This window comes from Streptococcus australis (genome assembly GCF_047463015.1).
Lineage (GTDB): Bacteria > Bacillota > Bacilli > Lactobacillales > Streptococcaceae > Streptococcus > Streptococcus australis_F.
On the sequence record NZ_JASHER010000001.1, the window covers coordinates 94,759 to 112,124 of the forward strand.

The window sequence follows — 17,366 nt, forward strand, 5'->3', positions numbered from 1 at the left end:
TTGACATCAAATGAAAGTAGAAAATCATACCCTGCCCCTTCATGTAGAAAGATAGCTCCTATCTACTTTGAAGCAAAAAACAAAAAGTGCCTGAGTTACAGTCCTCAGACACTTTCTGATGAATGACATTAATCTTCTTTTGAAGCTAACTCTTCTGCTTCAATGACCGGTTGTTCTCCTTCTTTGAGTTTGTTGACCGTCATATTAACTCCAAGAGCTCCTGCTAGCAATTGACGAATATCAAATCCAGCTCCTTGAGAGACTTGGTCGATACTTTGCATAATATCGCCCACCATCTTAGAAGCATTGCCTTCCCCGTACATGGTGATCTTATCCACCTTGGTTAATGGTTCTGCGACAGCACGCGCAATTTCAGGCAACTTGTCAACGACCATTTCAGTAATGGCTGCTTCTTGCATTTTCTTCATTGCTTCGGCCTTTTGGTCCAAACCTTTGGCTTCCGCTTCCAGTTTCAAGCGAATGGCTTCGGCCTCGGCGCGACCTTTGGCTTCAATAGCTTCGGCCTCTTGCAATTGGGCGAATTTCTCAGCTTCGGCTTGGGCTTTCCGAGCTTCTGCTTCTTTTTGTGTTTCGAAGAGTTCTGCTTCCGCCTTGCGTTGGCGTTCGATCAATTCTGCTTCTGCAGCTTGTTGACGCGCATATTTTTCAGCTTCAGCTTGTTTGCGGATGTTGGCATCCAATTCTTGCTCACGAACCTTAACTTCGCGCTCTTTGACTTCCGCTTCTTTTTCCTGTTTCATGATATTGGCTTCGGCTGCCACGCGCTCTTGTTCACGACGTTGCACTTCTGCCTCAATCCCTTTAGCGGCATCTGCTTTTGCTTGGGCAATATCTGCTTCTTGCTTGAGGGCTGCTTGTTTGAGTTTTAATTCGTTTTGTTTTTGCGCGATTTCAAGATCAGCAGCGACGCGTTTGTCGTTGGCTAATTTATCTTGTTCTGCTTCGACTTCCTTGCGTTCGCGTTCCGCTTTGGCTTTGGCAATCAAGGCATCTTTCTTGATGGTTTCAACATTTTCAATCCCGAGGTTATCGATGACTCCCCCTTCATCAGAGAAGGATTGAACCGTAAAAGCGATGACTTCCAGACCCATTTTGGCCAAGTCTGGTGCTACGTTGTCCTGCACTTTTGAAGCAAACTCTTGACGGTCATTGACCATCTTACGGAGCTCCATCTGACCGATCACTTCCCGCAAGTTTCCTTCCAAGACATCTTGGACAGAATTGGAAATATCTGTCGTATTCCAGTTCAAGAAGTTTTCTGCAGCCCGGGCAATCATTTCATCGGTTGTACCAATTTTTAATTTAACAGCTGCATCGGCACGGACGTTAATGAAGTCCAGTGTTGGGACTGCTTCTGACGTCCGAACATCTGTCGAGAATTGCTCAATATCAAGATAAGAGCGTTGTTCGACAAAGGGAATCATAAAGCCAGCTTTCCCACGCAAGTGACGTTGTTTCCGAAGACCTGTAATGACCACGACTTCGTTGGGTTTAGCGTTCACATAACCTTTAACAAGCAAAATCAAAATAATAACTGCGACTATTAGGCCGGTTATCAACCAGCCTGGAATAAATAATGTATCCATACTTTTCTCCTTTTTTCAGAGGTCTCCCCTCTGTTGTTTATAAATCTTAGTATATCAAAAGAAATCTTTTCCTCAAAGAAAAGACCTGTATTTATGTTTAGATTTTTAATATGTCATCCCTAGCCTATTCTTCCTCAAATAAACCTTGGAGACCAGCAAAAGGACTATTTTCTTCTTTCTTAACCGCTTGAGCTTCTTGGTACTCTTCTTCTGTCATGATTTTCCAATCATTGCCCTCGATAAAGCCGTGTCCGGCCTCTTCTTCCGGAGTGAGAACCTTGAGAGGAATATTGAGCAGGATATTATCTGCCACGCTTTCACTCAGATCAATTCTGCCCCCTTCGATGGGAAGGATCAGATCTTCCTCAAGAGCTTCGATATCTGCCTCTGACTGTGCGTCCTCAGCGAACACCTCTGTCACAGGATAGCTCTCTTGAAGCTCAACGGGTTCCATGCTTCGGCTAGAGGCCAAAACGATGGTGTAGGTCAACTGGTAATCCAAGACATAAAGACCTGTATCATAGGCTACTCCCCCTGTCGCTGTCACATTCTTCAAATCAAGAATTTCTGGATTGCGCTTTTGCAGATCCTTTAACAAATCCAACTCTTGATTAAATGCTAGTCCTTCAGGATTTTTACGGATTTCTTGTGTAAATAAGTTCATTCTTTTGTCCTCAAATCTTCTAGATACTACTAGTATATCATGAAGCTGTCCCTTCAACCAAGATGTCTCCTCAAAAATTTGTTATAATCATGAAAAAAGATACAGAGACTAGGCAAATTGGTGTTGTACACAAGGGTCCCACCATCTCTTGGACAAAAGAGGTTCACTTGCTAGGGCATTGAGCAATGTTAGATAGAGGAGAATTCATGAAAGAAATCGGAGCAGTTTTTCGGCAAATACGTGAAAGTCGCCACATCTCTTTAGAGGAGGCTACAGGTGGTGAATTTTCGCGCTCCATGTTATCTCGATTTGAAAGAGGGGAAAATGACCTGACGACGCAACGGTTTTTTCAGGCCCTTCAACAAATCAAAACCAGCCTCAGTGAGTTTTCCCATCTAGCTGGAATCGATCAGCACTCTTTTATTCCCAAATTGTTGAAAGAGCACTATGAAAACATGAGCTTGGAACATGATCAAGCCTTGTACCAAAGCTACCAGCTAGCCTATCAGAAAGATCACAAAAAAGAAGACTTATTAGCCAGCATTATTCTCAAGGCCCAAATGCTTGGCAACTATCCTGAGGTAGAGTTGGCCGCTAGCCAAGAGGAACTAGATTTCCTCTATGACTATCTCTTCTCTGTCATGATCTGGGGAAATTTTGAGTTAAGCCTATTTTCACTGACCTCTCCTCTTTTCTCTAGTCAGCTCTATCGACAATACACAGTGGAGTTGGTCCAACGTGAGGATTTCAAGCTTCTCCTAGATTCCTCTCGTCCTGCCATCAATTCTATTTTCCTTAATGGCTTTTTTCTGGCCATTAATTCAAATGAATTTGAAGATGCAACCTATTTTGATCACCTGATTAACAACCACTTTTACTCTGAGAACGAAGCCTACCTTCGGACGGTTTATCTCTACGCCAAAGGAGAATTTCTTTATCGGAAGGGTGAAAAAGAAGCTGGTCTTGAAAAGATGGAGCAGGCCATCCAGGTTCTCTCTATTCTGGATTGTAAGGACAGTGCCAACTACTACAAACAGGGCCTGCAAGAACTGATCAAGGAATCCTGAAAAGAGAGTGGGACAGAAATCGGTAATTCGTTAGAATTCGATTTCGTCGTCCCACCTCCGCACAGTTGAGTAGGGCTGTAAAAGCTGATGAAATCAGCGTAGTAGAGCCCACTCAACCACTGCGTCTTGCTCGACAATCCAAAGACAATTGAGAGGCTAGGATTTTGTCCCAGCCTCTTTTTGTTGAAAATATGCAACATTTTGTTTTTCTTGTTTTTGAGGTCTACAATAGGATCATCAATCAAAGAAAGAAGGCCCCTTCCATGATGATCAAACTAAAAAGATACTTACTTCATTTGTTTCTCAAGCATACCAGCGTCTACCTAAAAGATCAGAAACTTCTTCTCTCTGATGATGAGAAATTACAAGTCTTAAAACAAATCTTTCGATCCATCAAACAAGCTCTACCCACTGATCACGTGAAGGAGGAAGGCTTATGAAACTCTTAGCTCGAAATAAAATTTTTGCCTTACTCAGTCTTTCTCGCTTTTTGAATACCCTTGGTGCCGCCATCTACAATCTGGTCTTCGTGGTCTTTGCTGCCAGCATGCCTCAGCCTAGTCTGGCGGTTGGCATTGCTAATCTCATTGTGTTTATTCCAAGCCTCTTTAGCATTTTTGTTGGCATGAAGGCTGATCATACGAAGAAAAAAGCTTACTGGTTGATCCGTATCGGTTATCTCCAAGCGATGCTCTTCATCCTTATTGCGCTCATGACCAAGATTCCAGGTTACCTAGCCTTTTCGATTGTTTGCTTCTTAAACATTGTTTCAGATTGTTTGAGCGATTATCGCGGGGGGCTACAACTCCCCATCATGAAAAAGAACATCTCTAGCGAGGATTTGATGGAAGCCTATTCCTTCAACCAACTGCTAAGTATGGTCTGCTCGATTTCTGGACAAGCCCTAGGGGTTTGGCTACTAGCCATCAGCCATCAACATTTTGCCCTGGTCGCTTCGATCAATGCAGTGACTTTTCTCCTGTCTTCCACTTGTCTCCTGCTGAGAAAAAAGCAGCTGACACATGATCCCATCATTGATCCTCAAGTCAAGAATTCTTTGGTACACGAATGCCAAGAGATGTATTCCAATGCCAAAAATATTTTTGCAGATGAGGACGTTCACCACTTTGGCAAGTTGCTCTTCTCTTTGGTTCTCATCAATGCTTTAGGGGGATCCATCTCTGGTATCTACAATTTGCAACTGCTTCACTCCCCCTTCTTTCAGTTGAGCTTTAGCCAATCCCTCTTGATCTTAGAGGTTGTAACTATTTTAAGCATGGTCTGGGCTAGTCTGACACCTCACGATTATTTTTCCAAGCAAAGCCTCCACCATATCCTCCTTTGGATAGCAGGTGGGCTGACTATGCTTGGGCTCACAAATATTCTGGTGCACTGGGATTTCCTTTCCCTTCTACTCATCACTTTCCTTGGTTATCTTGTTGCAAAAATCAACCCAAAAGTTTCCAGTCTTTTAATGAGTAAATTACCCGCTGAAAAATTAGCGTCTACCTCTAGCTTTTTGGGACTGATGGTCAGCTTTGCCATGCCACTTGGGACAGCTCTCTTTTCTAGTCTAGCTATCTGGAGCCTTCCCCTAGCTTGGGGGATCTTTGCTATCCTTGGTTTCACTACCCTCCTCTTAACAACTAAATAAAAACCCACCATTGGGTGGATTGAGCTTAAAGACAAAGTTATCTTTTATACAATTCTATTAACTTCTATAAAGATAAATACTTTTTATTCTTTAGAGTTATTCAATCATCTACTGAAACTTTCCGCCGTGAGAAAAGTGCTAGAAACAAGGTTGTTTCTAGCACTCGGGAGTTTTGGGAGTAAAACAGTTTGGGAAACTGTTTTAGCCTGAGCCTGGAAATTAAAGAGCGAGGGGGTTCAAAACGAATTGAACACGGGCTGCGGATTGTGTCAAAAAGATAAGTTCTCCTAGAATCGAAAGATTCTGCGTCAAACTTCCTATTTTGACTTTATCCGCAGACGCCCTTTGTATCGTAATTTAGTCATGGAACTTCATAGAAGTTCGCTGACGTCCGTACACACCTAAGGAAAGGTTCTAAGATGATTGTATCTTCAATCTGAATCCACTGTTTGGTGGATTTTTTTACATATTTCTTAATCTTTCAACCCGCTCAGCAATGGGTGGGTGGGTATAAAAGAGCTTTTGAAAGCCGGATTCTTTTTTAGGATCGTTGATAAAGAGAGCACTACTTGCACTATCAACTTCTCGTTGCATAGGCACACTGTTATCCAGCTTCAAAAGAGCATTAATCATCCCTTGAGGATTCCGTGTCAATTCAACACTTGAGGCATCCGCTAGGAACTCCCGTTGGCGAGAAATGGCTAACTGAACCAAGGTCGCCGCTAATGGAGCTAATACGATGGCAATCAAGGAAAGGATAAGAATAATAATTTCTAAACCACTTCCCCCTTCTCGATCATCATCCCGTCTACGGCCACCGCCCCACCACATCATACGGCCACCAATACTCGAGAGCATGGTGATGGCACTAGCAAGGGCAACAGCAATCGTCGAGATGCGAATATCGTAATTGCGAATATGGCTGACTTCGTGTCCGATGACTCCCTCCAATTCCTCACGGTTCATCACAGCCAGAAGACCTGTCGTTGCTGCAACAGCAGCATTTTGAGGATTGGACCCTGTCGCAAATGCATTCATGGACGGATCATCTACAATATAAACTCGAGGCATAGGGATTTGAGCTACCATGGCCATATCTTGGACAATATGGTAGAGTTGAGGGGCTTGCTCTTCCGTCACCTCACGCGCCCCGTTCATCCGCATCACAACTTCGGTTGATTGGAAAATCATGCTAAAGGCATAAATCCCACCAATGATCAAAGCTAGGATGACGCCGCCAAGTGAAGAGCCTAACCAGAGGTAGCCAACGGCTGCTCCGATAAGAGCCAAGAGTATGAAAAAAGCAATAAGGAGAATCCAGGTTCTCCTTTTATTGCTTGCAATTTGGTCAAAGAGCATATTAGTCTCCTAATCCGCTAAAGTCCACCTTTGGTACTGCTTTTTCTTCTTCAGGCACTTGAAGGAATTCGGCTTGTTTGAAGCCAAACATTCCAGCAATCACGTTTGTTGGGAAAGTTTCCAACTTGACATTGTAGTTGCTTGTGACACTGTTGTACAATTGACGAGCATAAGAAATTTTGTTTTCTGTGTTGGTCAATTCTTCTTGCAATTGCATGAAGTTGGTGTTAGCTTTCAAGTCTGGGTAATTTTCGGCAACCGCAAAGATACCTGCCACTTGACGGGAAAGAGCATCACTGGCTGCCATTGCTTCTGCAGGTGAAGATGCTTGCGCTACTTGTTGGCGAAGTTGAGTTACTTTTGCTAGTGTATCTCCTTCGTACTTAGCATACCCTTTAACGGTTTCGATCAAATTTGGAATCAAGTCATTCCGACGTTTCAATTGCACGTCAATTTGACTCCAAGCTTCACGAGTTTGCATCCGACTTTTCACTAAACCGTTGTAAACTCCTACTACCATCAACACAAGGACCACTAGGACCCCAAGAATAATCCAAATCATTTTATTGAATTCCTTTCATTTCTTTAGTACCAGTATATCAAATTTCCCTTATTTTGTGGTAAAATTATCTTATGAAACCAGAAGAATTTTATGACCGTTTAGCCGACCTCGGCTTCCTACTAACTGATCGACAAAAAGAGCAATACGAACGCTATTTCGAGCTCCTCGTGGAATGGAATGAGAAAATTAATCTCACCGCTATCACCGATAAAGATGAAGTCTATCTCAAACATTTTTATGATTCTATCGCACCCATTTTGCAGGGTTTAATCGAAAATCAACCCATCCGTCTCTTGGATATCGGAGCTGGTGCCGGCTTTCCAAGCCTACCAATGAAGATCCTATTCCCTGAGCTAGATGTGACCATTATTGATTCCCTCAATAAGCGGATCAATTTCCTTCACTTGCTGGCTGAAGAGTTAGGCTTGAGCGGAGTTCATTTCTACCATGGACGAGCTGAGGACTTTGCACAAGACAAGGCCTTTCGTGCCCAATTTGATATCGTAACTGCCCGCGCCGTTGCCCGCATGCAGGTCTTGTCTGAACTGACCATTCCCTATCTGAAAGTAGGGGGACAGCTTCTTGCTCTCAAGGCTAGCAATGCTCCAGAAGAGTTGGAGGAAGCCAAAAACGCCCTCAATCTGCTCTTTAGCAAGGTTGAAGACAATCTACAGTATGAATTGCCTAATGGGGATCCACGCTATATCACTCTTGTAGAAAAGAAAAAAGAAACCCCTAATAAATACCCAAGAAAAGCGGGCATGCCAAATAAGCGTCCGTTGTAGTAAGATACAAAGGGCTAAGCGGATAAAGTCAAAATAGGGAATACGACGCAGAATCCAAAAGATTCTAGGAGGATTCATCTTTTTGACACAATCCGCAGCCCGTGTTCATTTCAATAAGATACAAAGGGACAAGCGGATAAAGTCAAATAAGGAGTAGGACATGTTACCTACTCCTTTTTAATTTTGTGCGAGTTCTGCTCTTAGTACTTGGTACTGTTCCTGAGTCAGATGAACGCCCTTACTTGCAACAATCTGGCTAGAGACTTTGTTGGCAAACCTTAAGGCATCCTCCACATCTAGCCCTTGCAAAGATGCCGCTAAAAAGGCTCCCAGATGACTGTCTCCTGCTCCTACGGTATCACGAACTTCTGTCGGAAATCCGGCCACCTCGTAGAACCTACCATCGTATGCGATCGCTCCTTTTTCTCCCAAGGTGACGATGACTAACTGCCCCGTTCTTTGGTAGAGCTTCTTAGCTGCGTCAGCAATCTCTTCACAAGCCGAAAAAGCCTTGGCTTCTGCCTCATTGACATGGAGAATGGGGTGAAGATCATAGATGGCTTCCAAACGCTCCTCGGGAATCAAGAGTCCTCGAGGTCCTGGTGCAAAGATGACTTGACCTTTGATTTTTAACACAGATTGAATCAGTTCCAATCCAGTCGGCTCTTCTACTTCAAGGCCACAGAGATAAATAAAATCGTAGCTTTCCTGCTCCAGAGACTGGAGCCATTCCTTCTGAAAACTATATTCTACTCCATGATCTGATAAAAAGGACCTCTCACCATCCGACTCAATAAAGCAATAACAACAACCATTTGCTCCGGTTACTGAAATTGGAGTCTGGATACCCAGCCTCTCGAGTTCTGCCTTGACAAAGTCCCCGTAGACACCTGTCCCCACTGGCGAGATGAAATCAACATTTTGACCTAAAGCATGAAGCACTGAAGTGACATTAAAGGCACACCCTCCAAGTGACCAAGTCTGCTCATGGATATGGGCGTCTCCTTCACGACTCGGTAGTCGATCCAGATAGACCATAACATCACAAACAGTTGAACCAATCACTAAGGCTTTTGACATGGTTTTCCCCCTCCTATTCTCTATCCTCAACATGGAAAAATAACCAGCACCGGATCGTACTGGTTAGTAAAACTAATCACCCCGATAGATCGGTTGCGGTCCAAATGTTTGGGAAACCGGCATGATTTCAATGCGGTTGACATTGACATGCTTGGGTTGTTGGATGAGCCAAGCCACAGTGTTGGCAATGTCTTCAGGCTGAATGGCATGGGCATCTCGATAGAGAGCTTCTACCCGTTTTTCATCTCCTTTAAAACGAACCTCCGAAAACTCGGTCCCTTCGCAGAGACCTGGCTCAATATTGGTCACCCGAATCTGTTTTCCAGCCAAGTCCGCACGTAGATTTAATGAAAACTGTTTAACGAAGGCCTTGGAAGCACCATAAACATTGGCCCCTGGATAAGGCACTGTCCCAGCAGTTGACCCCATATTGATGACATAACCATCATTTCGTTCCACCATTTGGGGGATGATTTTCCGGGTCAAATAGGTCAGACCGATAATATTGGTCTGAATCATGGTCAACCAATCTGCAAGCTCTGCTTCATGAGCTGGGGCGAGGCCTAGGGCCAAGCCAGCATTATTGACCAAAACATCCACTCTCTCCCAAGCTTTTGGCAAACTGGCAAGTGCATGATCCACCTGAGAAAAATCCGTCACATCCATTTGAAGGGGATAAAAAGCTTCTCCCAGCTCTTCTTGAAGAGCCTGTAGTTTTTCAATGCGTCTAGCAGCGCCAATCACGCGATGCCCATCGGCAACTAAGCGGCGGCAAATCGCTTGACCAAAGCCAGCAGATGCTCCCGTTACTAAAATTGTTTCTGCCATTTTCTTACCTCCAAGGATTATAGAAGCGACCTTTGTTTACCCAAATCAGGACGATACTCAAGATCACCATGAAGATTGACCCCAAGATAATCAAGCGATCACGAGTGGTCATCTCCTGATAGGTGTACCAGGTCCGTTTTTTATTTTTTCCAAAGCGACGCAGTTCCATGGCCGTAGAGATCGTTTCAATCCGCTCCAAAGAACTAAAAATCAAGGGAGAAATCATCTGAAGATTTCCCTTCACCCGTTGGAAAAAGTTGGCCTTTTTGGACAACTCCAAGCCTCTTGCTTCTTGCGAGAGCTTGATAATCTGGTATTCCTCCTGCACATCTGGAATATAGCGCAAGGTCAAGCTCACTGAGTAAGCAATCTTGTAGGACACCCCAATCTGGTTGAGACTCGAAGCAAACTGACTGGGATGGGTGGTCATCAAGAAAATGAGAGCTAAGGGGATGGTACACACATACTTCAAAGCTAGGTTGAAGAGATAAAATAACTCTTGGGCTGTAATACTATATGCCCCTAAACCATCTAGAAGAACTGTCTTTGCTCCATAGATTTCTACCCCATATTGAGGGGCAAAAAGATAGACCATCAAGACATTTAGCAGGGCAAAAGCTAAGGCAAAACTCAGAACAAAGGAGATGTCTTTCAAACGAATGCCTGAGGTTGCAAATAAGGCGAGGGCACCTAGACCAATGACCAACAACAAGCGAGTATCGTAACTCAACATGGCAGCTAATGATACCAAGAGTAAGAAAAGAAGCTTGCTAGCGCCTGAAAGGCGATGCAGAAAACTGGTTCCGGCATGGTAGCCGACTAAGCGATTATTCATGACCTTCCCCCTTCTGATTCATATAAAACTGGGTCAAGGCAAGAGGATCGACACCAAGTCGATTTGCCAAGGCGAAAATAGACGTTTCTTTCAAATTAGCCCGTTTCAAAATTTCTGGTTGGGTCAAGAGCTCTGCCGGTGTCAAATCAGCCAAAACCTGCCCATCCATGACCACGACTGCCCGGTCCGAATAATCCAGCATGAGCTGCATATCGTGGGTAATCATAACAATGGTATGCCCTTTTTGATGGAGTTCATCAAGGAAATCCATAATTTCCGTATAGTTTCGTTGGTCCTGACCAGCCGTCGGCTCATCGAGGACTAGAACATCTGGTCCCAAGACAAGGATAGAGGCGATGGTCACCCGCTTTTTCTGACCATAAGATAGAGCAGAAATCGGCCACTTACGAAATTCGTAGAGACCACAGGTTTTCAAGGCTTGATGGACACGACTTTCGATCTGGTCCTCTGGAACATTTCTCAAGCGAAGACCCAGGGCCACCTCATCAAAAATCATGTTGGTCGAGATCATCTGGTTGGGGTTTTGCAGGACATAGCCCACGCGCTCTGCCCTCTCCTTGACACTATCACCCTTGATATCCTCTCCCTTTGAGAAATAGGTTCCTTCCGTCTGGATGAAGCCACAAATCGCCTTAGCAAGGGTTGATTTTCCAGCCCCATTTTTACCAACAATGGCCAACCGTTGGCCTTTTGGAATGGTTAGAGAAAGGTCTTTTAGAATGGGTTGCCCTTCTCGATAGGCAAAGTTCAAATGACCAAGTTCTAGGATTGTCTCTGCCTCTGCTCCTTTTTCAAAATGAGGAGTTGGAATATCCACTGATACATCCCCAAGTGGTAGTTTTTCTACCTTGTCCAAATGCGGTAGCTTGCTGATATCCTGGCCTAACTGGCGAAGAGTCGTTAAATAGAGAGGTTCACGAATCCCATTTTCAGCCAGCAGTGTCGTCCTCAACAACTCATCTGGGCTCCCATTAAAGAGGACTTGCCCTTGATTGATCAAGATGACCCGATCGATGGGACGGTAGAGTACATCCTCTAACCGGTGTTCGATAATAATGGTGGTCGTCCCCTGTTCTTCATGAATCTGATCGATCAGATCAATAATATCCTGACCCGATTTGGGATCTAGATTAGCCAGTGGCTCATCAAAGAGTAGGATCGGACTTTCGTCAATCAGGACACCCGCCAAGCTGACCCGTTGTTTTTGCCCACCGGATAAATCTTGAGGCCGATGGTCCAAGAGCTTGCTCAAATCTAAACGCTCCGCCCAGGTATGGACCCGAGATTTCATACTTTCCAGCTCCACCATATCGTTTTCAAGGGCAAAAGCTAAATCTTCTGCAACACTGAGACCAATAAACTGACCATCTGTATCCTGCAAGACCGTACTGACCAAATGAGACTTCTCGTAAATACTGAGATCAAAGGCTTCTTTCCCCTGAATGAGGAATTGCCCACTACTAGTTCCCTTATAGATATTAGGGATAATCCCATTTAAACACTGGCCAATGGTTGACTTACCAGAGCCAGATGGCCCGACAATCAGGACCTTTTCCCCCTTATAAATGGTTAAGTTGAGATTTTTCAAAGTTGGCTCAGACTGGGCCTTGTATTGGAAGGAAAAATCCTTCAGTTCAATCATTGCTTCTTTCATTTAGTTCGCCTTTTCCCATAAGAGCGCAAATTGGATGGCTAAATCCGCGATTCGATCCTTGCTATCTAAATCCTCATGACTAGATAAGGTTCGGATATCCCATTTTTCTTCCGAGAGGTGGTCTGCTGCGTAGAAGAAATGGCAGAGCTCAAAGCCCCGAAAAGCTGCTAAAGCTGCCACTGCCGAACATTCCATATCTACACAGATGGCTCCTGCTTCCATTCGTCGCTTCATCTTGTCGATGGTTTCCCGGTAGGGAGCATCTGTCGTCCACACTTTTCCTTTCTGATAGGAAACCTTGTGACTATCCAGAAAAGCTTGGAAGAGAGGAAGGCTTTCCTTATTTACTTCCACTTCATCACTAGCCGGAAGATAGTGATAGCTGGTCCCCTCGTCTCGAAGAGCAGCCGTTGGAATGATAATGGAGGTCGCTTCGATATCTCGATCTAAAACCCCACAGGTCCCAAAGAGCACCAGTTTTTCCATCCCAAATTGAATCAAATCCTCTATAATCCCTACACAGGAAGCAGCCCCAACTGGTGCATTAAAGACAGCAATCTGTTGGTCTTCAATCGAAATCCCATAGACAATGACTTCAAAGTTGGCCATGGAAGTTCTTGTAATTACCTCATGTTCATAATTTTCAAGGAGGCGCGCAAAAGTTACTCTTGAAAAGCAAGAGATGACTACTTTGGGAAATCCTTCAATAGGACCATGTAGGTCTTGTGGGTTGATAATCGCCTGTCGATTGGCATCAAATTCTTCTAACAGCATCTCTGACTTCTCTTTCATTCATTCTACTTCTAGTCCTCTATTATACCACAAAATCGGCCTCTTTCCTTCTAACAAAGGGAAAAGCAAGCTCACTTGTTCGCCTTTTGTGGTAGAAAATGATACCGAATCTCTCAAAAAGTAAAAGAAAATGGGCCACTCAACCACTGCGTCTACCGTTGACCTCTTTCATGATGAAAATAGATAGCTCCTGCCTCGCTTGTTTATTTCTTGACTCGGGAAAAAAATATTTACAAAATAGACCTCGCTTTTTTATTTTTGGGCTTGGGAAAAATTCGTTTACAAAACGAACCTCGCTCTCTCGTTTCTTGGCTCGGGAAAAATTCGTTTACAAAACGAACCTCGCTCTCTCGTTTCTTGGCTCGGGAAAAATTCGTTTACAAAACGAATTTTTTCTGCTATACTTCTTAGAAGCAAAGGTTTTTAATGTCATCCTGTGAGGTGACAAAGACACAGAATATGAATAATCTGAGGGCCCTTGCTATGCAAAAAAATCATGGGCTCTTTTTTGGTGCCCAAAAGTGAGGTTATTATGAAAGAAGAATCAACTGTTGATTTGCTCCTGGATGTCGACCAAAGTCCGGCACCCCTAAAAGGAATCTTATTAAGTTTCCAACACGTTTTCGCCATGTTTGGGGCAACCATCCTGGTACCACTCATCTTGGGTATGCCCGTATCCGTTGCCCTCTTTGCATCAGGGGTTGGGACACTGATCTATATGACTTGTACCGGCTTTAAAGTCCCTGTCTACCTCGGCTCTTCCTTCGCCTTCATCACAGCCATGGCTTTGGCAATGAAGGAAATGGGAGGAAAAGTCGATGCAGCCCAAACAGGGGTTATCCTGACCGGTCTGATCTACGTTCTTGTTGCTGCAGGTGTTAAAGTTGCTGGGACCCGCTGGATTGACAAATTACTTCCTGCCGTTGTTATTGGACCTATGATTATCGTTATTGGTCTTGGACTTGCAGGATCAGCCGTTAAAAACGCTGGTTTTGTCGAAGGGGGAGATTGGAAAAATGCCCTTGTCGCTGTCGTGACCTTCCTGATCGCCGCCTTCATCAACACCAAAGGAAAAGGTTTCTTCAAAATCATTCCTTTCCTCTTTGCCATTATCGGTGGTTATGTCTTCGCAGTTTGCTTGGGCTTGGTGAACTTTGATCCGGTCCTCAAGGCTAACTGGTTTGAAATCCCTGGTTTCTATCTTCCTTTCAATACGGGTGGGGCCTTCAAACAATACAACTTATATTTCGGTCCTGAAACCATCGCCATCTTGCCAATCGCTATCGTAACTATTTCAGAACACATCGGTGACCATACCGTGCTTAGTCAAATCTGTGGCCGTCAATTCTTGAAACAACCGGGACTCCATCGTACCCTTCTTGGTGACGGGATTGCAACATCTGTATCAGCCTTCCTTGGTGGTCCAGCCAATACCACTTATGGAGAAAACACCGGTGTAATCGGAATGACCCGTATTGCTTCTGTTTCTGTTATCCGAAATGCTGCCTTGATCGCTCTTTCCTTGAGTTTCCTTGGTAAGTTTACTGCCCTCATTTCTACCATTCCAAACTCTGTTCTCGGTGGAATGTCCATCCTTCTCTACGGAGTTATCGCAAGTAACGGTTTGAAAGTCTTGATTAAAGAACGCGTCGACTTCAGCTTAATGCGCAACTTGATTATTGCAAGTGCTATGTTGGTTCTTGGACTTGGTGGAGCAACTCTGAAACTCGGTCCAGTGACCCTCGCAGGAACAGCTCTCTCAGCTATGACAGGAATCATCCTCAACTTAATCTTGCCACATGAATCAAATTAAAAGAAAAAGTTCTCAGAATTGAGAACTTTTTTTATTAGAGTTGGGCTAATTGCAACAAGCGTTCCTTAGACAATTTTTTGATTTCAATTTGATTGGCATCCAACGATTCAAATTCACTTGAGTCCAAAGAACTCAGTAAGGCTTCTAAATTCACTGCTGCAACTGGCTTATAACTCTCTGGCATATCGGGATTTCCAGTAATTTCCACTAAATTCACTTTCCAGTCGATGATTTCATCCATATTCACCTTTTCTACAAACTCCGCAGGTACAAAAGGCACTCGTGGCAAGACAGTATCCGTATCTTCTGTTAGACTGTAACTGCCAATAATACCTCCCGTTTCGTTCTGACGGTAGAAACGAACTTGACTAAAGAAGGCGGAGCTGTATTGAACCTTTTTAACCACTTGACTGAACTCCTCTAAAGGTTGAGCGGAGTCTAGAATTTTACGAAGGAGCTCACGATCTAAAATCACAGGATGAGCGAAGCCCTGAAGCTGATATTGATGAAGGTCTGGATCTTGTACTAGATTCTGTAGATTCTTCAGCAAATAGTTCTCATAGTCAAAAGAGAAAATAGAGTCTGCGTCATAGCTGGTCCCCAAATTATCGTGAATCTCATTTCCTAACTGGCGAGCTAGGGCACTGAGCCATTCCAAGATGAGTCGCCAATCTTCAAGGGTGGCAAAATCTGCAAGGATGAACTGGTAAGCATGTTCTTGATCCAGATAACGAAGGATGATGGGCAAGCAGCTCTTGCCATAACGGATACACATCATAGCTGGAAAATCTTTGAGAGAGCGACCAAGCATAGCTTCCTCAAAACTGTAAGTAAGAACTCCCTCCACCAAATTTAATACATCTTTAGCTGGTATCACCTTTTGATAGCCAAACATACTCTTTTTATTTCGAATTGAAAACACAACGGACATTTGTTTTCTCCTTTTTTTGTAATCGCTTACCAAATTATAGCACAAATTTTCATGACTTTCCATAGAAAAAAACAGCCAAAAGGCTGTTTTTAACTTATGCAAGAGTTCCATCAAGCGTCTCACCGATAACGGCCAAACGCTCAGCAACCTCTGCTTGTGACAAGTTGTGTTCTTCTACATAGCGATTGCGTGGATGAACACGGCACTCATGTGAGCAGCCACGGAGGTACTTGTCTTCGTTTTCTTCTGAAGTTAAGATGCGACGGTTACAGAAAGGATTTCCACAGTTGACATAGCGCTCGCAAGGTGTACCATCGAACCAGTCTTTTCCGACAACACTTGGATCGACATGGTTGATATCAACCGCAATGCGCTCGTCAAAGACATACATCTTCCCATCCCACAGTTCTCCTTGAACTTCTGGATCTTTTCCGTAAGTTGCGATACCGCCGTGCAATTGGCCGACATCTTTGTAGCCTTCACGGACCATCCAACCTGAGAATTTCTCACAGCGGACACCACCCGTACAGTATACTACAACCCGTTTGTCCATGAATTTTTCTTTGTTATCACGAACCCATTGTGGCAACTCGCGGAAGTTGCGAATGTCTGGACGGATAGCCCCACGGAAGTGTCCAAGGTCGTACTCGTAGTCGTTACGAGTATCAAGAATAACGGTATCTTCATCTAGAAGAGCTTCTTTGAACTCTTTTGGAGACAAATAAGCACCTGTTGTTTCAAGTGGATTAATATCTTCATCGAAGTTTTCATCCTCTAACCCAAGATGAACGATTTCCTTTTTGTAGCGAACAAACATCTTCTTGAAAGCTTGCTCTTCTTCCTCATCCATCTTGAACCAGAGGTCTTCCATACCTGGAAGACTGTGAACGTAGTCCATGTACTTTTGCGTAGTTTCGTAGTCACCAGAAACAGTTCCGTTGATCCCTTCGTCAGCGACTAGGATACGCCCTTTGAGGCCAATAGACTTACAGAAAGCCAAGTGGTCTGCCGCAAATTGTTCTGCGTTTTCGATGGGAACATATTTATAGTAAAGTAAGACACGAATAGGTTTTGCCATAAGATTCTCTTTTCTAAGATTAAATTATCAGAATTTTTCATTCAACTATACCAGTATACTCTCCCAAGAAAACGAATGCAATTTATTTGACCGAAAAATAAAAGCCTGGGATTCCAAACTTTTATTCAAATTCTTTAAAAACTTTTTAAGCTACCCCCTTAGTCCTCTAACTCTGCCTCGATCTTCTTCTGTTTTTTCCGATTAATGAAGGCGAGTGGCTTTTCTAACAGATAAGTCAGAAAGGCAAAGACTAAAATGGCAAGAACGATTTTGAGCAGATACTTGGGACTAAGCATAAAGCTCATCGTTTCCCGCTTTCCAATCACATCCATTACGATCACAAATAAGGCAAATAAGATACCTGCCCCGATGCGGCTGAACCAGCTATCTTTTTCTAACATATCTCGAATGTCAATCCCAGAGCTGATCCTTCTCACAAAGGCATAAACTCCCATGACAATCAACAAAATGAGCTCTGGAATATAGGCTACTAGGGCTAAGTCCAGAATACTAGCTTTCACAAAGGCTGATAGGGCGATAAAGCAGGTCATTCCTAGAACAAGTTCCCCTGCAATTTTTCCATCAAGCAACATGGTCCGTTCATCTTTTACAATTGGTTCTTTCTTTTGTTTCATA

16 protein-coding genes and 2 pseudogenes are annotated in these 17,366 nt (G+C 43.8%); 5 read left to right on the forward strand and 13 right to left on the reverse strand.

All coding sequences use genetic code 11. The features are described 5' to 3' along the window. Positions 1–128 precede the first annotated feature (128 nt). Together QM873_RS00455 and QM873_RS00460 are read right to left on the reverse strand one after the other, a co-directional pair. Positions 129–1,607, reverse strand: a complete 1,479-nt coding sequence (locus tag QM873_RS00455) for a flotillin family protein (protein ID WP_003005145.1) — start codon at positions 1,605–1,607, stop codon at positions 129–131. A gap of 124 nt (positions 1,608–1,731) precedes the next feature. Continuing rightward, a complete protein-coding gene (locus tag QM873_RS00460) occupies positions 1,732–2,271 on the reverse strand; it encodes a DUF177 domain-containing protein (RefSeq protein WP_195323663.1) in 540 nt (179 codons plus the stop codon). A gap of 206 nt (positions 2,272–2,477) precedes the next feature. On the opposite strand from QM873_RS00460, the gene QM873_RS00465 reads away from it, so the two are divergent. The 3 genes from QM873_RS00465 to QM873_RS00475 all read left to right on the forward strand — a co-directional run bounded on the left by QM873_RS00465 (position 2,478) and on the right by QM873_RS00475 (position 4,992). After that, a complete protein-coding gene (locus tag QM873_RS00465; protein ID WP_414278614.1) occupies positions 2,478–3,338 on the forward strand; it encodes a helix-turn-helix domain-containing protein in 861 nt (286 codons plus the stop codon). A 263-nt stretch (positions 3,339–3,601) separates the two neighbouring features. Further along, the gene (locus QM873_RS00470) at positions 3,602–3,778 is read left to right on the forward strand and encodes a hypothetical protein (RefSeq protein ID WP_414278615.1); all 177 of its coding nucleotides are present in this window, start codon (positions 3,602–3,604) and stop codon (positions 3,776–3,778) included. Beyond that, positions 3,775–4,992, forward strand: coding sequence for an MFS transporter (locus QM873_RS00475; protein ID WP_414278616.1), 1,218 nt, complete (start codon positions 3,775–3,777; stop codon positions 4,990–4,992). Before QM873_RS00470 ends, QM873_RS00475 begins: the two co-directional genes overlap by 4 nt. Positions 4,993–5,454: 462 nt before the next feature. Here QM873_RS00475 and htpX read toward each other — a convergent pair whose 3' ends face one another. Then, entirely contained in the window at positions 5,455–6,351 is an 897-nt protein-coding gene (htpX, locus tag QM873_RS00480; RefSeq protein ID WP_048716550.1) for a zinc metalloprotease HtpX, read from the reverse strand. Position 6,352: 1 nt separating this feature from the next. Continuing rightward, positions 6,353–6,913, reverse strand: coding sequence for a LemA family protein (locus QM873_RS00485; protein ID WP_003013312.1), 561 nt, complete (start codon positions 6,911–6,913; stop codon positions 6,353–6,355). 71 nt (positions 6,914–6,984) lie between these two features. On the opposite strand from QM873_RS00485, the gene rsmG reads away from it, so the two are divergent. Next, positions 6,985–7,698, forward strand: coding sequence for a 16S rRNA (guanine(527)-N(7))-methyltransferase RsmG (gene rsmG, locus QM873_RS00490; RefSeq protein ID WP_129270164.1), 714 nt, complete (start codon positions 6,985–6,987; stop codon positions 7,696–7,698). A 177-nt stretch (positions 7,699–7,875) separates the two neighbouring features. On the opposite strand, the gene QM873_RS00495 is transcribed toward rsmG, so the two are convergent. The 6 genes and pseudogenes from QM873_RS00495 to QM873_RS00520 form a co-directional block, all read right to left on the reverse strand. Continuing rightward, on the reverse strand, positions 7,876–8,778 hold the full coding sequence (locus QM873_RS00495) for a carbohydrate kinase family protein (protein ID WP_414278617.1): 903 nt from the start codon (positions 8,776–8,778) through the stop codon (positions 7,876–7,878). Positions 8,779–8,850: 72 nt separating this feature from the next. After that, the gene (locus QM873_RS00500) at positions 8,851–9,606 is read right to left on the reverse strand and encodes an SDR family oxidoreductase (RefSeq protein WP_414278618.1); all 756 of its coding nucleotides are present in this window, start codon (positions 9,604–9,606) and stop codon (positions 8,851–8,853) included. A 4-nt stretch (positions 9,607–9,610) separates the two neighbouring features. Then, a complete protein-coding gene (locus QM873_RS00505) occupies positions 9,611–10,441 on the reverse strand; it encodes an energy-coupling factor transporter transmembrane component T family protein (protein WP_414278619.1) in 831 nt (276 codons plus the stop codon). Beyond that, positions 10,434–11,237, reverse strand: a pseudogene (locus QM873_RS00510) (energy-coupling factor ABC transporter ATP-binding protein); the annotation flags it as partial. The pseudogene QM873_RS00510 and the gene QM873_RS00505, both read right to left, overlap by 8 nt. Before the next feature lie 27 nt (positions 11,238–11,264). Further along, a pseudogene (locus QM873_RS00515) lies at positions 11,265–12,116 on the reverse strand (ATP-binding cassette domain-containing protein); the annotation flags it as partial. Further along, positions 12,117–12,890: a nucleoside phosphorylase gene (locus QM873_RS00520; RefSeq protein ID WP_223355557.1), complete on the reverse strand. Its 774-nt coding sequence runs from the start codon at positions 12,888–12,890 to the stop codon at positions 12,117–12,119. 550 nt (positions 12,891–13,440) lie between these two features. On the opposite strand from QM873_RS00520, the gene QM873_RS00525 reads away from it, so the two are divergent. Next, positions 13,441–14,721, forward strand: a complete 1,281-nt coding sequence (locus tag QM873_RS00525; protein ID WP_414278620.1) for a uracil-xanthine permease family protein — start codon at positions 13,441–13,443, stop codon at positions 14,719–14,721. A 34-nt stretch (positions 14,722–14,755) separates the two neighbouring features. Here QM873_RS00525 and QM873_RS00530 read toward each other — a convergent pair whose 3' ends face one another. The 3 genes from QM873_RS00530 to QM873_RS00540 all read right to left on the reverse strand — a co-directional run bounded on the left by QM873_RS00530 (position 14,756) and on the right by QM873_RS00540 (position 17,365). Next, a complete protein-coding gene (locus QM873_RS00530; RefSeq protein ID WP_414278621.1) occupies positions 14,756–15,652 on the reverse strand; it encodes a DUF4299 family protein in 897 nt (298 codons plus the stop codon). A 94-nt stretch (positions 15,653–15,746) separates the two neighbouring features. Then, positions 15,747–16,730, reverse strand: coding sequence for an oxygen-dependent tRNA uridine(34) hydroxylase TrhO (gene trhO / locus QM873_RS00535; protein WP_414278622.1), 984 nt, complete (start codon positions 16,728–16,730; stop codon positions 15,747–15,749). A 158-nt stretch (positions 16,731–16,888) separates the two neighbouring features. Next, the gene (locus QM873_RS00540) at positions 16,889–17,365 is read right to left on the reverse strand and encodes a DUF6773 family protein (RefSeq protein ID WP_414278623.1); all 477 of its coding nucleotides are present in this window, start codon (positions 17,363–17,365) and stop codon (positions 16,889–16,891) included. Between the last annotated feature and the right edge of the window lies 1 nt (position 17,366).